The sequence below is a fragment of the Collinsella aerofaciens genome (genome assembly GCF_039752955.1).
Lineage (GTDB): Bacteria > Actinomycetota > Coriobacteriia > Coriobacteriales > Coriobacteriaceae > Collinsella > Collinsella aerofaciens_BI.
This window is the reverse complement of sequence record NZ_JBDMHB010000009.1, coordinates 36,340-50,173: the sequence shown is the minus strand read 5'-3', so window position 1 is coordinate 50,173 and position 13,834 is coordinate 36,340. Positions and strand designations below refer to the sequence as shown.

The following is a 13,834-nucleotide window of genomic DNA, read 5'->3' as shown; positions in this document are numbered from 1 at the left end:
TAGCTCGAGGACGAAGCCCGGAACTGGCGCAAGCAGCCCTTCAATAAGTTGCGGTGAAATAGTGTCTGTTTTTGCTGCTTGATAGCATATTCAGTCCCTAATTCACCGCAACTTGTTGGTGGTGGCTTACTGGTAGCGTAGGCACTCCACCGGGTCGAGTTTTGCCGCGCGGCGAGCGGGGTAGAAGCCAAAGATTACTCCGATGCCGACGGAGACGGCGAAGGCCAGCAGCACCGTGGCGATTGAAAAGCTCGGTGTGATTTGCCCGCTGGCACCGAGCTCGCCGAGAACCCCTGATCCTGCGGCAAACATCGCAAGAGCCCAGGCCAGCAGATAGCCAATCAGGACACCCAGCAGACCGCCGGTGATGCACAATGCCGAAGACTCGGCTAAAAACTGCGCGGTGATATCGCGACGACTGGCGCCCAGGGCACGGCGAATACCGATCTCGCGGATGCGCTCAGTCACGTTGGTGAGCATCATATTCATAATGCCGATACCGCCGACAAGCAGCGAGATGCTGGCGACAGCGCCCATGATGAGTGAGAACGCGCCCATAAAGGAGTTGAGTGCATCGATGGCGCTTTTCATGGATGTCGCCGATACACTGTCGTACCCATCCTCCTCCTCGATGCCCTTCATCGCGCGCACCTTGGACTCGATGGTTTTGCAGAGCTCATCCATGTCCGTGCCCTCGGCGGCAAGTGCCGTCACGCTGGGGAATGAAGGATTCTCGTCGCCAAACAGTCCGGAGATAGTTTCGCGTGGCATATACAGCGTGAGCGAGCCCATGGAGTCGCTGCCGCCATCAATCACGCCTACAATCTGCACCTCGCCGTTGGACACCTTGATGGTTTTCCCCAGCGCATCCTGTTCGTTGCCGTAAAGCTGATCGGCGCCGCCGCGGCTGATGAGCGCCACGCGCGAGCCTGATTGGGATTCGGCCTGGGAATAGGTGCGCCCCGCAACGAGCTTGCTGGCCCCCACGGCGTCGAGCATGTTGCTATCGACACCCTGTGCCATGACGGTATGGCTTTTATCGCCGGTCTTGTACTCGGTATACGCGCTGTCGACAATGCCGATCTGCTCAATCTGCGGCACCAGTTTTTGAAGCTTCTCGATGTCCGACTCGGTGAGTTCTTGCGACGAATAGATTTGCACCATGCGTGCCGCATTGAGGCCCAGACTGTTGACCAGGCTGTTTTGGATGCCGCCGATGAGCGAAGTCATGGCGATAACCGAGGCGATGCCGATGACAATGCCCAGGATGGTGAGCAGGCTTCGCCCCTTGTTGGCCTCGAGCGAGTGAAGGGCTTCCTGGATGAGATCGCGGGCGCTCATGCCACCACTCCTTTCGGCGGGTTGGCGGAGGCGGAAAGTATGGGCAGGCTATCTACGGCGCTGCGCAGGGTCCGCGGTGCATGTGGAATATACGCGCCGTCGTGAATGCGACCGTCGCGGATGGTCACGGCACGGTCGGCCTCGGCGGCGATTCCGGGGTCGTGTGTGATAAGAACGATGGTTTTGCCGCGCTTCTGGAGCTTATGGAAGGTCTCCATTACAAGCGCTCCAGTGGCGGAGTCCAGGTTTCCCGTCGGTTCGTCAGCCAAAATGATGGGCGGGTCATTAACGAGGGCGCGCGCGATGGCGACACGCTGCATCTGGCCGCCCGAGAGCTCGGATATGCGGTGGTCCCAGTGGTCGACCGGTAGCGTGACGGCCTGCAGCGCGTGGACGGCGCGCATCTCGCGCTGGCTACGGGGCACATTGGTGTAGGCCAGCGGCAGCATCACGTTTTCGATGACCGTTAGGCGCGGCAGCAGGTTGAAGCTCTGAAAGACAAAGCCAATGCTCAGGGCGCGAACTTCGGTGAGCTCGTCATCATCGAGCTCGGCCACGTTGAGCCCTTGCAGGTAATAGTCGCCCGCCGTCGGCTTATCCAGGCAGCCCAGGATGTTCATGAGCGTTGATTTGCCCGAGCCCGAGGGGCCAGTGATAGCGACGAATTCGCCGGGATTTACCGCCAGGCTCACGTTGTGCAGGATGTGGGCGCAACCTGCCTCGCTCTCAAAGATGCGGTGCACGTTGCGAATGTCGATGACGGGGCGCATTACATACCCTCGTCGGCAGACATGCTGCCCGAATCCGTGCTATAGCCGCCGTCAGCCGTTGCGTCCGCTCCGGTGTCCATGACGAGGGTGTCGCCATCGCGCAGCTTGGTAACCGGCACGTTGGGGTTAATCTCGTTGCCCTGGTCGTCGCGCTTGACCTGTGTCTTGCCGACTACGGCTTCGTTGTCGTTTTGCGTCACGACGGTCACCTTCACGCGGCGGGTCTGCTTGCCCTCGTCATCGGTTGCCACGTTGACATAATAGTGTTCGCCGTCTTCGGTCATGAGCGCCATCGTCGGCACCATCACCACATCGTCGAGCTGCTCGGTCACCACCGAGACCTCGGCCGTCATGCCCGGCTTCAGGCGCGCGTCGGGCGCCTCGATGAGGATGTCGACGTTAAAGGTTACGCTGCTGCTGCCATAGTTGGAGTCGGAGTTTGCCACCGAGGCGATGGCCGTGACCGTTCCCTGGCTCACGATATCCGGAAACGCGGGATACGTGACGTTGGCGTTCTGCCCAACGGCGATCTTGGCGATGTCCTTTTCGCCCACCTGCACGGTCACCTTCATCTTGGATAGGTCGGCGATCTGCATGCACTGCTTGCCGCCGCTCGTATCGCTTTCGCCCATGATCATGCCGCCTGTTACCGTGGCGCCTACCTTGGCGTTGAGCTCCACGATGCTGCCCGAGCTTGGGGCCGTGACCGTACGGCTGGCGGCCTTGGCGTTCGCCTGATCGAGGTTTGCCTGGGCTGATGCGAGGCTACGCTGCGCGGCCGATACGGCGTTCGTGTCCGCTGATGCTGCGGGGGAGCCAGCCGCTGCGGAAGCTCCATCGACGTCCGTCGTTGGGGTGGCCTGCGCGGCGGCTGCGGCTTTCTGCGCGTTGGCGAGGTCTTCTTGAGCGGCTGTAACTGCACGCTGCGCCTCGGCAACGTTGCGATCGAGCTCGTCGTTTTTAATGGTCATAAGCACGTCGCCCTCGTTGACGGATTGGCCTGCCTGCACGTTGATTGAATCGACCGTGCCGTCGACAGAAGGGGAGACCACTGAGGACGAAATGGGTTTGAGCTGGCCTTTCGCCTCGACCGTTGTGGTAAATGTGCCCTCGGTCACCATGTCGGTCACAGGCCCGCTAGCGCCCTGTGGCTGCGCATTGATAACAAGGGTTGCGACAATGGCAATGAGCGCGATGGCGCCCACGACGCCGGCGGCAATACCGCGTCGAATCAGCTTTTTGCGTCGACGTTCGGCACGTTTTGCCTTGAGCTTGGCATATGCCTCTTCATCGGAAATCTCGGCCGCATCGTTCGTGCGTCCGTTCTGCTTGTCGGCATGTACGTGTGTAATCAGAGGAATCGTTTCGGTGGCACCTTCGGGCGTGTTCTCGGTATCATCCGGGCCCGGTGTGATCGTGGGGACATTCGGCATAGCGTCTCCTTTATAGAAAGAACCTCGTTAAGTATATACGCCCACCGGTTGGGGCGGGCGCATGGGACGGTTTCTTTCGGAACTGTTAGATTGGTCGCAGCGGTTCCACGTTGTAGGAATGCGCGCGTTGCACTACGAGTGGACAACCACGCACAGGCCGACTTTGATGCAGTCGTGAAGTGCCTTGGCGTCTGCCAGGCGCAGGTTGATGCAACCGTGGCTGCCGCACCACTTGTACGACTCGGCATTATCGAAGCTCTTGTCGTTTTGCCAGGTGGCGTCGTGGAAGCCGATCATGTTGCCCTCAAACGGCATCCAGTAGCTCACCGGGCTCTCGTATTTGGGCTTACCGGTCTCGGGGTCCTTGGCTCCGATCAGGGTGCTGCCGCCGTCGTTGCTGTTGATCTGCCACACGCCTTCGGGGGTGGCGTCTTCGCCCGGTTTGCCGGAAATAAAGTTGGCCTCCCAAACGATATTACCGTTCTCGTCGTAGTAGCGCGCGTGCTGCTCGGACAGATCGACATCGATGTATGCCTTCCAGTCGGGCTCTCCCTTTGCGGTAAAGGTGTCGGCCTTCTGGGAGTACTTGATCTCGATCTCGCAGGTCTGCTTGTTGTTAATGGCGTCCTCGACCTGCTTGGCGAGCGAGCTGCTGTCGATGGACCAACCAAAGTCGCCGCCTTCGACGGCGCACTGCTTGCCATCGGCGCGCGTCCACCAGCGAGTGGAGCCAACGGTATTAAAGCCATTGGCGAGCTCGGCTGCCCAGCTGCTGATCTGCGACGTATCGAGCGTGGGGTTGGCCGGATCGGCAAAGCTGATCCACTGCAGCACGGAGCTGCCGTCGACCTTTCCGGCATCCTCGCCGTTGAGCTTGAGGGTCACGTTGACGCCCAAGAAGTTGTTGGCGGCATCGCATGCGGCCTGAATCTGATCATCGGTCAGCGTTCCATTGAGCGGCTCATAGGCATCGTTGCCGAGCTTGGAAAGATCTACGGTCTCGGCCAGCGAGGCGAGCTCGAGCTCGGCATATTTAATGACATGCTCGCGGTTGAGTTTTTCGTTGGAGCGCGCCTTCTCGACGGTAAACTTGCCGGCCTGCTCGTCATAGGAGCTATTGGCCTCGAACGTGCTCGAACGTCCTTCGTTAAACTCGTCGATGGCGGCGCCCAGATCCTTCTCAAACTTCTTTTGGTCAAAGGTATCGGAGAGCATGGACAGGTCGACGTCTTGATCAAGATCGACTTCTTTGGTGATAGCGGTTGTTTTGGTCTTGCCGCTTAAGGATTCCACAAGGCGGACCGGCCATACAAAGGCTTCGTTGTGGCTGATGATCTCTTTTGCGGCAGCTTCACCGTCGACGATGGGTTCATCGGACTCGGGCTGATAGGACCAGCTAAAGTCATCGCCTGTCACGGTGAGCTTATAGTGCTTCCATGCCGAGTTGACCTTGGTGGCGGCAGACGAAGCGTTGGAGAACGAGACGTCGACGCCGGCAATGGTGGTGTTGGGGTATGCTAGCTGCGAAAACGCTACGATGCCTACGATATAGACAATGACGATTAGACCCAGGACGACAAAGAGCGTCGTCTTTTTGCCCGACTTATTGTTGCCGGCGGACTTGCGCGCGGGGCCACGATCGCCTCGAGCGTTCGTCGGGGGCTGCTTGGGCGCATTGCCGTTTGCCTGGCGCTGCTGACGTTGTTGACGCTGCTGTCGCTGTTGGTTCGGGCGTTGGGAAGCGTTTGCTGCACTACGCTGCTGACCGTGGCTCGGCGCGATAGGACGCGGCGACTGAACGCCGCCGGTGTGCCTGCTCGGCTGCTGCGGATCGGGAATCAGTTGAGTTCGATCGTTTTGCGACATCGTATGCATATCCTTCGATTTTCGCCTTGCGGTTCATCGTGTTTTTACTGGGCTTGCATTATAGCGATTGCCCTGCTGTTTGTGGTACGGAAACGGTGGCATTCAAAAGAGGTGGGACATTTGTCCCACCTTTGAGTCGTTCTTTGCCGCTATCCGCACACACCGCATTTTGCACAGGCCGAAAGTGCGGCCGGAGCCTGCGCGATGCCGCCCTTTGCCGTCTCGCGCAGCGTGGCCGGCAACGCGTGGCCCACCGAAAGCATGACATGTGCCATCTGGTCAAACGGCACCAAGCTCTTAATGCCTGCGAGGGCGAGTTGTGCCGAGCTAAAGGCCGCTGCCACGCCGATGGCGTTGCGGTTTTGGCAGGGCACCTCCACGAGGCCACCGACGGGGTCACAAACGAGGCCCAGCAGGTTACTCAGCGCGATGGAACTGGCGTCGAGCGCCTGCTCGGGCGTGCCGCCGAGCATCTGCACCAGCGCGGCGGCTGCCATGGCAGCGGCGCTTCCCACCTCGGCTTGGCAGCCGCCCTCGGCGCCGGCAACGCAGGCGCTTGTGGTGAGGTTGAGGCCGATGGCGGCTGCGCAGTAGAGCGCGTCCATGACCTGCTCGTCGTCGAGCTGCAGGCGATCGGCGAGCGCCAGCACGCAGCCGGGCACAACACCCGCGGAGCCTGCCGTGGGGGCGGCGACAATCACGCCCATGGTAGCGGAGCGCTCGAGCACGGCCATGGCGCGGGCAACGGCGTCGGTCTGGACGGCGCCCATCAGGCTTGCACTCAAATCGTTGCGGCTGGTGGCATCGACGAGTTTGGCCTCGCCGCCGATAAGACCGCCGAGCGAACGCTGCGGATTGGCGATGGGGGCCGTGGTCTCCTCGCGCATGACGTCGAGCACGCGGCGCATGGCGGCGACGGCGTGGGCCTCGCCGGTCAGACGCGCCTCGCGAACGGCCATGACGGCGCCGATGCTGAGCCCCAGTTCCTCGCACGCATCGAGCAGCTGCTCGCCGTCGTCGAAGATTTCCTTGGCCGAGACGCCGGGGGAGAGCGACGAGGCAGAACCGGGGAGCTCGATAAACGTTGCGTAATCGACATTGTCGAGCTTGCGCAGCATGGGGACGACGGTGTCGTCGGGCGCGCCGTCGGTCTCAAAGACGGAGTAGGCCTGGCCGCCCACTTCGGTTCGGTAGGTGCGGCAGAAGGCGATGTTCACGTGGGCGTAGGCGAGCAGGTTGGTGAGCGCGGCGAGTACACCGGGGACGTCCTTGTGTGCCACGAAGAGCGTGGAGTACATGCCCGAGATGTCGACGCCGACGCCGTTAATGCGGCTAATGCGCATCTTGCCGCCGCCCAGGCTCTCGCCGCGGACCTGTGCCGTGGCGCCCGTGTCGTCGACCATGTCGATATCGACGGTATTGGGGTGGATGGAGGCGTCGTCGCCCTTGATGTCAAAGTGATATTCGAGGCCCTGCTCGCGTGCGAGGTTGAAGGCCTGCTTGATATTCTCGTCATCGGTGTCGAGGCCCAGGATGCCCGCGACGAGCGCACGGTCGGTGCCGTGGCCGCGGTAGGTGTGGGCGAAGGAGTTCCACAGGCCAAAGGTGACCTTGGTAATGCGGCCTTCTAGCAGGCTGGCGGCAACTTGGGCGCAGCGCAGGGCGCCGGCGGTGTGCGATGAGCTGGGGCCGACCATGACGGGGCCCAAGATCTCGAATGCCGAGGTCGTAGCTAGTGTTTGCGGCTTGCCTGCCATATGCGCTCCTGTTCTATCCCGTCGTCCCGAGGGGCGGGGCATAAGGTCGCCTGCTCGGACAGTCCTGCTCGCACGGAGGCCACATTAAGTGGCCTCCGGCTCGTGCGGAACTCGCGATCGACCTTATGCCCCGCCCCTCGGGACTAAGGATACATGGTTGGAGTTGCTAGATGGCAAAATTCATTAGCTGGGAACTTGTCTTACCATGCTCATCGAGACATCTTAACCACCGTTTATATAAAAAAGAAGTACCGGTTGGGGCCGGTACTTCTTTTGGTGCGTTGTTTTTGGCTGTAGCTATTCGAGTTAGCTTACAGGCCGCAGGCTGATTTGAGTTCTTCGACTCGGTCGGTTTTCTCCCAGGTGAAGTCGGCGTCTTCGCGGCCGAAGTGGCCGTAGGCTGCCGTCTTTTCGTAGATGGGGCGACGCAGGTCTAGGTCGCGGATGATTGCACCCGGGCGCAGGTCGAAGGTCTTCTCTACGGCTTCAACGATCTTATGCTCAGCAACATGTGCGGTACCGAAGGTGTCGACCATGATTGAGAGGGGCTTGGAAACGCCGATGGCGTAGGCAAGTTCGACTTCGCAGCGGTCGGCCAGGCCGGCGGCGACCACGTTCTTGGCGACCCAGCGCGCGGCATACGCGGCGGAGCGGTCGACCTTGGTGCAGTCCTTGCCGCTAAAGGCACCGCCGCCGTGACGGCCGTAGCCACCGTAGGTGTCGACGATAATCTTGCGGCCGGTCAGACCCGTGTCGCCCATGGGGCCGCCCACGACAAAGCGACCGGTGGGGTTCACGTAGATGTCTGCGTTGTCCCACGGCATGTTCTCGGCGGCCATGACCGGGGTGATGACGTGCTCGATCAGATCGGCCTTGATCTTGCCCATGTCCTCGATCTCGGCGGCGTGCTGCGTGGAGATGACGATGGTCGTGACCTCGACGGGCTTGCCTTCCTCGTAGCGCACGGTGACCTGTGTCTTGCCGTCGGGACGCAGATAGGCGAGGGTACCGTCGTGACGTACGGCGGCCAGGCGCTCGGCTAGGCGGCTCGCCAGGTAGTGCGGCATGGGCATGAGGGTCTTGGTCTCGTTGGAGGCATAACCGAACATCATGCCCTGGTCGCCGGCACCGATCAGGTCGATCGGGTCGGTGGTAGCGCCGGTCTGGGTCTCGAAGGACTCGTCGACGCCCTGGGCGATATCGGGCGACTGCTCGTGGATGAGGCTCATAACGCCGCAGGTGTCGCAGTCAAAACCGAATTTGGCACGGTTGTAGCCAATGCGGCGGATAACGCCGCGGGCGATTTCCTGCACGTCGACGTAGGCCTGGGTGCGGATCTCGCCGGCGACGATGACGGTGCCGGTGGTCACGAGGGTCTCGCAAGCGCAGCGGACGTTCTCCACGTTGGCAGGCACGCCGTTGGGGGCGATGTAGCCCTGCTCCTGGAGCTCTATTTCTTTGGCGAGGATTGCGTCGAGGACGGCGTCGCTGATCTGGTCAGCGATCTTATCGGGATGACCTTCGGTCACCGACTCCGACGTAAAAACAAAGGACCCGTGTTGGGGCGGGATGGAACGAAGTTCTTCTGACATGATTGTCCTTTCAAAAACGTGTCCCGGCGACCGTTACCATTCCGCCGGGCTCTCTATGCTAGGGCTCATCATAGCGCGTAAATCAAACATTCACACCCTTTCCGCACCTACTCATTGGGGACAGACTTAAATGACTACCCTTACCTAAATGCCAACAGGTTGCCAAAGACTGGTCATTTAAGTCTGTCCCCAATGAGTGAGTCGGTGCCCTTTGTGCGGAGGTTGCTTTGATGCTTTATACTGGTGCGGTTAGACATCCATCCTGCAATCGAGGAGATTTCCATGGCATCAGACGTTCGCGTCCGCTTTGCACCCTCACCGACGGGCAAGCTGCACATTGGCGGCGCCCGCACCGCTATCTATAACTGGGCTTTCGCCCGTTCTAACGGCGGCACGTTCATCCTGCGCATCGACGACACCGACCCCACCCGCTCTACCGACGAGAACACGCAGATCATCCTGCGCGCCATGCGTTGGCTGGGCCTGGACTGGGACGAGGGTCCCGAGGTGGGCGGCGATTTTGGCCCCTACGCCCAGACCGAGCGCCTGGACCTGTACAAGCAGGCCGCCCAGAAGCTTTGGGACGAGGGCAAGGCCTACCCCTGCTTCTGCACCAAGGAGCAGCTCGACGCCGACCGCAAGGCCGCGCAGGAGCGCAAGGACCCCTTCCAGGGCTATCAGCGCCGTTGCCGCAATCTTGATCCCGAGGAGGTCCGCCGTCGCATCGAGGCCGGCGAGTCCTATGTCCTGCGCATCAAGGTGCCCGAGGACCGCGGAGACGTCGTCATCCACGATGCCGTCCACGGCGAGGTGACCTTTGATGCCAAGGAGCTCGACGACTTTGTCATCTTCCGTTCCGACGGCACGCCCACGTACAACTTCGCGACCGTCGTCGACGACGCCATGATGAAGATCACCCACGTCATCCGCGGCGACGACCACTTGTCCAACACCCCGCGTCAGGTCATGGTCTACGAGGCTCTCGGCGCGCCCGTGCCCACGTTCGCCCACATCTCCATGATCCTGGGCGCCGACGGCAAGAAGCTCTCCAAGCGCCACGGCGCCACCTCGGTGGAGGAGTACCGCGACGCCGGTTACCTGTCCGACGCCTTCGTCAACTACCTGGCTCTGCTCGGCTGGTCGCTCGACGGCGAGACCACGATCATCCCGCGCGATGTCCTGGCCAGCAAGTTCTCGCTCGACCGCATCTCCAAGAACCCCGCGACCTTCGACCCCAAGAAGCTCGATTGGGTCAATGCCGAGTACATCAACGGCATGTCCGATGCTCAGTTTGCCGACGAGATCATGGTCCCCGAGTTGCACGAGGCAGGCCTCATCGAGGGTAATGTCGAGTACGGCGAGGACTGGATCGACGCGCTTGCCGCCATCGTTAAGCCGCGCACCAAGATGCCGTCCGACGCCGTGACCGTCGCCGCTCCCATCTTTGCCACGGCCGAGACGCTCGAGTATGACGAGAAGTCCGTCAACAAGGGCCTGGCCAAGGAGGGCATGGGTGCCATTCTGGACGCCGCCAAGGCCGCGCTCGAGGGTGTTACCGAGTGGACCGCCGCGAACATCGACGCCGCGCTTGAGCCGCTGCCCGAGCAGATGGACCTCAAGAAGCGCGTGGTGTTCCAGGCCGTGCGCGTCGCCGTTTGCGGCAACATGGTGAGCCCTCCGCTGGGCGAGACCATGGCGCTCGTCGGCCGCGACGACTGCCTGGCGCGCATCGACCGCGCCCGCACGATGGCGCTGTAATCGCTGCGCAAACGTATGTATCCGAGCCCCGTTCACCTCGAGCGGGGCTCTTGTTTCTGTAGACGAATGGGATAGGAGGTGCTGGATCCGTGGCCGAGCAACTGTCGCTGTTTGGTTCGCCGGAACCGGAGGAGGTTCCGGTGAAGCCAGTGCCTGCCGCTGCCTCGGCTCAGCCTAAGCCTGCACCTGAGCCCATCGCCGCCTATGCGAGCGTGGTCCTCGACATCCCGACGCGTGCGCTGTCCGAGCCGTTTGCTTATGGCGTTCCGCAGCCACTCGCCAACGATGTCCAGATCGGCTCCACCGTCCTAGTTCATTTTGGCAACCGTGCGGCCGCGGGCTACATCGTCAACATCGCGCCCGAGCTGGCAGACCTGCAAGGTAACGACGCCCTCGACCCCGCGCGCATTAAAGCCATCGAGGCTATCCTCAGCAAACCGCTCTTTACCGCAGAGGCTGCCCGTATCGCACGCTGGATGAGTTACGAGTATGTCGCGACGCTTTCCGAGTGCCTGCGCCTGTTCTTGCCACCGGGCGGAAGCCCGCGCGTGGTCAAGGGCGACGACGGCGTGTGGACCGTAGAGCGCCCCGCCGTCAAGCCCATCCAAAACCGCTGGGTCATGCTCACGCCCGAGGGTTTCGACTACACGCCGCCCAAGACCGCGGTCCGTCAGCGTCAGCTCATCGAGGCACTCCAATGCGGCCCGGTCACGACGCGCGACCTCAACCTGCTCTACAACAGTATGTCGGCGACCATCAAAGCGCTTGAAAAACGCGGCGTCGTGGTGGTGGAGGAGCGCCGTACGTGGCGTGGCTGCAGCGAGCAGACCACGCTGTCCTCGGCAAGCGGTAAGGCGCCGGTCTCCCTTACCAACGGTCAGCAACAGGCACTCGCGCAGATTGAGCGCGCCCGTCTGGACGCCCATGGCGACGTGGTCCTTGTCGACGGCGTCACCGGATCTGGTAAAACCGAGGTCTACCTCTCAGCTATCGAGCGCGTGCTCGCGGCCGGTCGCTCGGCCTGCGTGCTCGTACCCGAGATCTCGTTGACGGCCCAGACCGTCGGCCGCTTCCGCTCGCGCTTTGGCGAGACGGTCGCCGTGTTCCACTCGCGGCTTTCGGCCGGCGAGCGTCTAGACCAGTGGGATATGGTCGCCAGTGGTGCGGCGCGCGTGGTCGTCGGTGCCCGCTCGGCGCTCTTTTGCCCGCTCGGCGATCTAGGCCTCATCATCATCGACGAGGAGCACGAGACCAGCTATAAGCAGGGCTCTAGTCCGCGCTACCACGCGCGCGAGGTTGCGGCCGAGATGGCGCGTCGCTATCGCTGCCCGCTCGTGCTGGGCTCGGCCACGCCTTCTGCTGAGGCCCTCGACCGCTGCCGTCGCGGCACGTATAACGGTGCCACCTGGACGCGCGTCGAGATGCCCGAGCGCCCGGGACACGCCGTGCTGCCTACGGTTCGCATTGCCGACCTGCGCCGCGAGTTCGCACACGGCAGTCGCTCCATGTTCTCTAAACCGCTGATGGAAGGCCTGGAGCGTGTAGTCGAGCGCCGCGAAAAGGCCGTGTTGCTGCACAACCGTCGCGGCTTTGCGCCGTTTCTTATGTGCCGCGAATGCGGCTGCGTGCCCACCTGCAACCACTGCTCCACCGCGCTTACGTATCACGAGCGCACGCACACGCTGCAGTGCCACACCTGCGGATCGTCCTGGCGCGTGCAGCCTTATCCGGCGCCTACCAGCCGTTGCCCAAAATGTGGCAGTCGCTACCTGGCAAAAATGGGTCTGGGCACGCAGCAGATCGAGGACGCACTGCACCAGATGCTGCCCGACGATGTCGCCATCATTCGTATGGACGCCGATTCCACGCGCGGCAAGGACGCACACAAAAAGCTGCTCGAGCAGTTCGATGCCGCCGATTGCGCCGTGTTGCTGGGCACCCAGATGATCGCCAAGGGCCTCGACTTTCCCGAGGTCACGCTCGTGGGCGTGGTCAATGCCGACTTCGCCCTCAAGCTGCCCGATTTTAGAGCAGGGGAGCGCGCCTACGATCTGCTGGAGCAGGTTGCGGGCCGCGCCGGTCGCGGCGATCGCCCCGGCGAGGTCATCATCCAGACCTACCTGCCCGAGGACCCGGTCATTCGCGCCGTCGCCGAGCACGACCGCTCGATCTTTACCGACTACGACCTGGACCAGCGCCGCGACGCGCTGTATCCGCCGTTCGTGCGCCTGGTCAACATCTTGGTATGGTCGACGAACGCGGGTGACGCGCGGGACTACATCGGTCGCATCGCGAAGCTCCTCAAGCGTCGCTGGCATGCCGCCGCTCCCGACTTTTTGCGGGCGGGGAGCGCCGCGCCCCAGGTGCTTGGTCCGGCTTCGTGTGTAATCGAGAGAGCCAAGGACCGTTACCGCTTCCATCTGCTTGTAAAGTCGCCGGTAGGGTACCATGTCTCTGATGATATCGACGCCTGTCTCAAAGAGGCGGGCTCCGTGCGCGGCGTGAGCGTGAGCGTTGACGTCGACGCCTATGATTTGATGTAACAACCCGAAAGGATGGCCATGGAAGCCAACGGAATCGTACTGTCGCCCGACCCTCGTCTGCGCCAGGAGTGCGCCGTCATCGAGGAGATCACCCCGGCGATCGAGGCACTTGCCGAGAAGATGAAGAAGATGATGTTCGACAACGGCGGTTGCGGCTTGGCTGCCCCACAGATTGGCGAGCTCATTCAGCTCGTCACTATCGACTGCGATTACAGCGACAAAAATGATTATGACCCGTACGTGCTCATCAACCCTGTCATTGTTGAGCAGAGCGACCATCTGGTGCCTTTTAGCGAGGGCTGCCTTTCTATCCCTGGCATTAGCTGCGAGATCGAGCGTCCCGATCACGTTGTCGTCGAGGCGTATGACCTGGACGCCAACCTGATTCGCTATGAGGCCACGGGCGATCTGTTCTGCGTGTGTCTGCAGCACGAGATCGATCACCTGCACGGCAACACCATGTTCGAGCGACTGAAGCCGATGCAGAGGATCAAGGCAGTCAAGGAGTACCAGGACGCCCTGGCCCGCGGCGCTCGACCGGGCGAGACGGAGTAGGTCCCACCGTCCCCGGTGCTGAGCGCCCACATATCATCCCGTGCTCAAACATTCTCGCTGCGCTGCGAAACTGCGCGCGGGACGATATGTGGGCGCTCAGCACCGGGGACTGCGTTTTCTTGGCTCGGTTCGCCCGGGTGCCGTTAGGCCAGGGAGGGGCGTCTTCGCTGATAATTGCTTTGCTGGAAGAGCTGCTTTTATTGCGGCTCTTTCTTTGGT

9 protein-coding genes are annotated in these 13,834 nt (G+C 61.8%); 3 read left to right on the top strand and 6 right to left on the bottom strand.

All coding sequences use genetic code 11. The features are described from left to right. Positions 1-126: 126 nt before the first annotated feature. From ABHR75_RS03735 to metK, 6 genes are all read right to left on the bottom strand, one after another. Positions 127-1,341, bottom strand: a complete 1,215-nt coding sequence (locus ABHR75_RS03735; RefSeq protein ID WP_346963667.1) for an ABC transporter permease — start codon at positions 1,339-1,341, stop codon at positions 127-129. After that, on the bottom strand, positions 1,338-2,111 hold the full coding sequence (locus ABHR75_RS03730) for an ABC transporter ATP-binding protein (RefSeq protein WP_346963666.1): 774 nt from the start codon (positions 2,109-2,111) through the stop codon (positions 1,338-1,340). Before ABHR75_RS03730 ends, ABHR75_RS03735 begins: the two co-directional genes overlap by 4 nt. Beyond that, on the bottom strand, positions 2,111-3,544 hold the full coding sequence (locus ABHR75_RS03725) for an efflux RND transporter periplasmic adaptor subunit (protein WP_346963665.1): 1,434 nt from the start codon (positions 3,542-3,544) through the stop codon (positions 2,111-2,113). The genes ABHR75_RS03730 and ABHR75_RS03725 overlap by 1 nt, the downstream gene beginning before the upstream one ends. A 132-nt stretch (positions 3,545-3,676) precedes the next feature. After that, positions 3,677-5,410, bottom strand: coding sequence for a L,D-transpeptidase (locus tag ABHR75_RS03720; protein ID WP_346963664.1), 1,734 nt, complete (start codon positions 5,408-5,410; stop codon positions 3,677-3,679). A gap of 149 nt (positions 5,411-5,559) precedes the next feature. After that, positions 5,560-7,167, bottom strand: a complete 1,608-nt coding sequence (gene sdaAA / locus ABHR75_RS03715) for an L-serine ammonia-lyase, iron-sulfur-dependent, subunit alpha (protein ID WP_271747115.1) — start codon at positions 7,165-7,167, stop codon at positions 5,560-5,562. Positions 7,168-7,478: 311 nt separating this feature from the next. After that, positions 7,479-8,759 (bottom strand): methionine adenosyltransferase, encoded by a 1,281-nt coding sequence (gene metK, locus ABHR75_RS03710; protein ID WP_346963663.1) that lies wholly within the window; start codon positions 8,757-8,759, stop codon positions 7,479-7,481. A 282-nt stretch (positions 8,760-9,041) separates the two neighbouring features. Here metK and gltX point away from each other — a divergent pair, with 282 nt between their 5' ends. From gltX to def, 3 genes are all read left to right on the top strand, one after another. Then, the gene (gene gltX, locus ABHR75_RS03705; protein WP_346963662.1) at positions 9,042-10,517 is read left to right on the top strand and encodes a glutamate--tRNA ligase; all 1,476 of its coding nucleotides are present in this window, start codon (positions 9,042-9,044) and stop codon (positions 10,515-10,517) included. A gap of 149 nt (positions 10,518-10,666) precedes the next feature. Beyond that, positions 10,667-13,060, top strand: a complete 2,394-nt coding sequence (gene priA / locus ABHR75_RS03700; protein WP_346963680.1) for a replication restart helicase PriA — start codon at positions 10,667-10,669, stop codon at positions 13,058-13,060. 18 nt (positions 13,061-13,078) lie between these two features. Then, positions 13,079-13,615 (top strand): peptide deformylase, encoded by a 537-nt coding sequence (def, locus tag ABHR75_RS03695; RefSeq protein ID WP_055250379.1) that lies wholly within the window; start codon positions 13,079-13,081, stop codon positions 13,613-13,615. Positions 13,616-13,834: the final 219 nt, after the last annotated feature.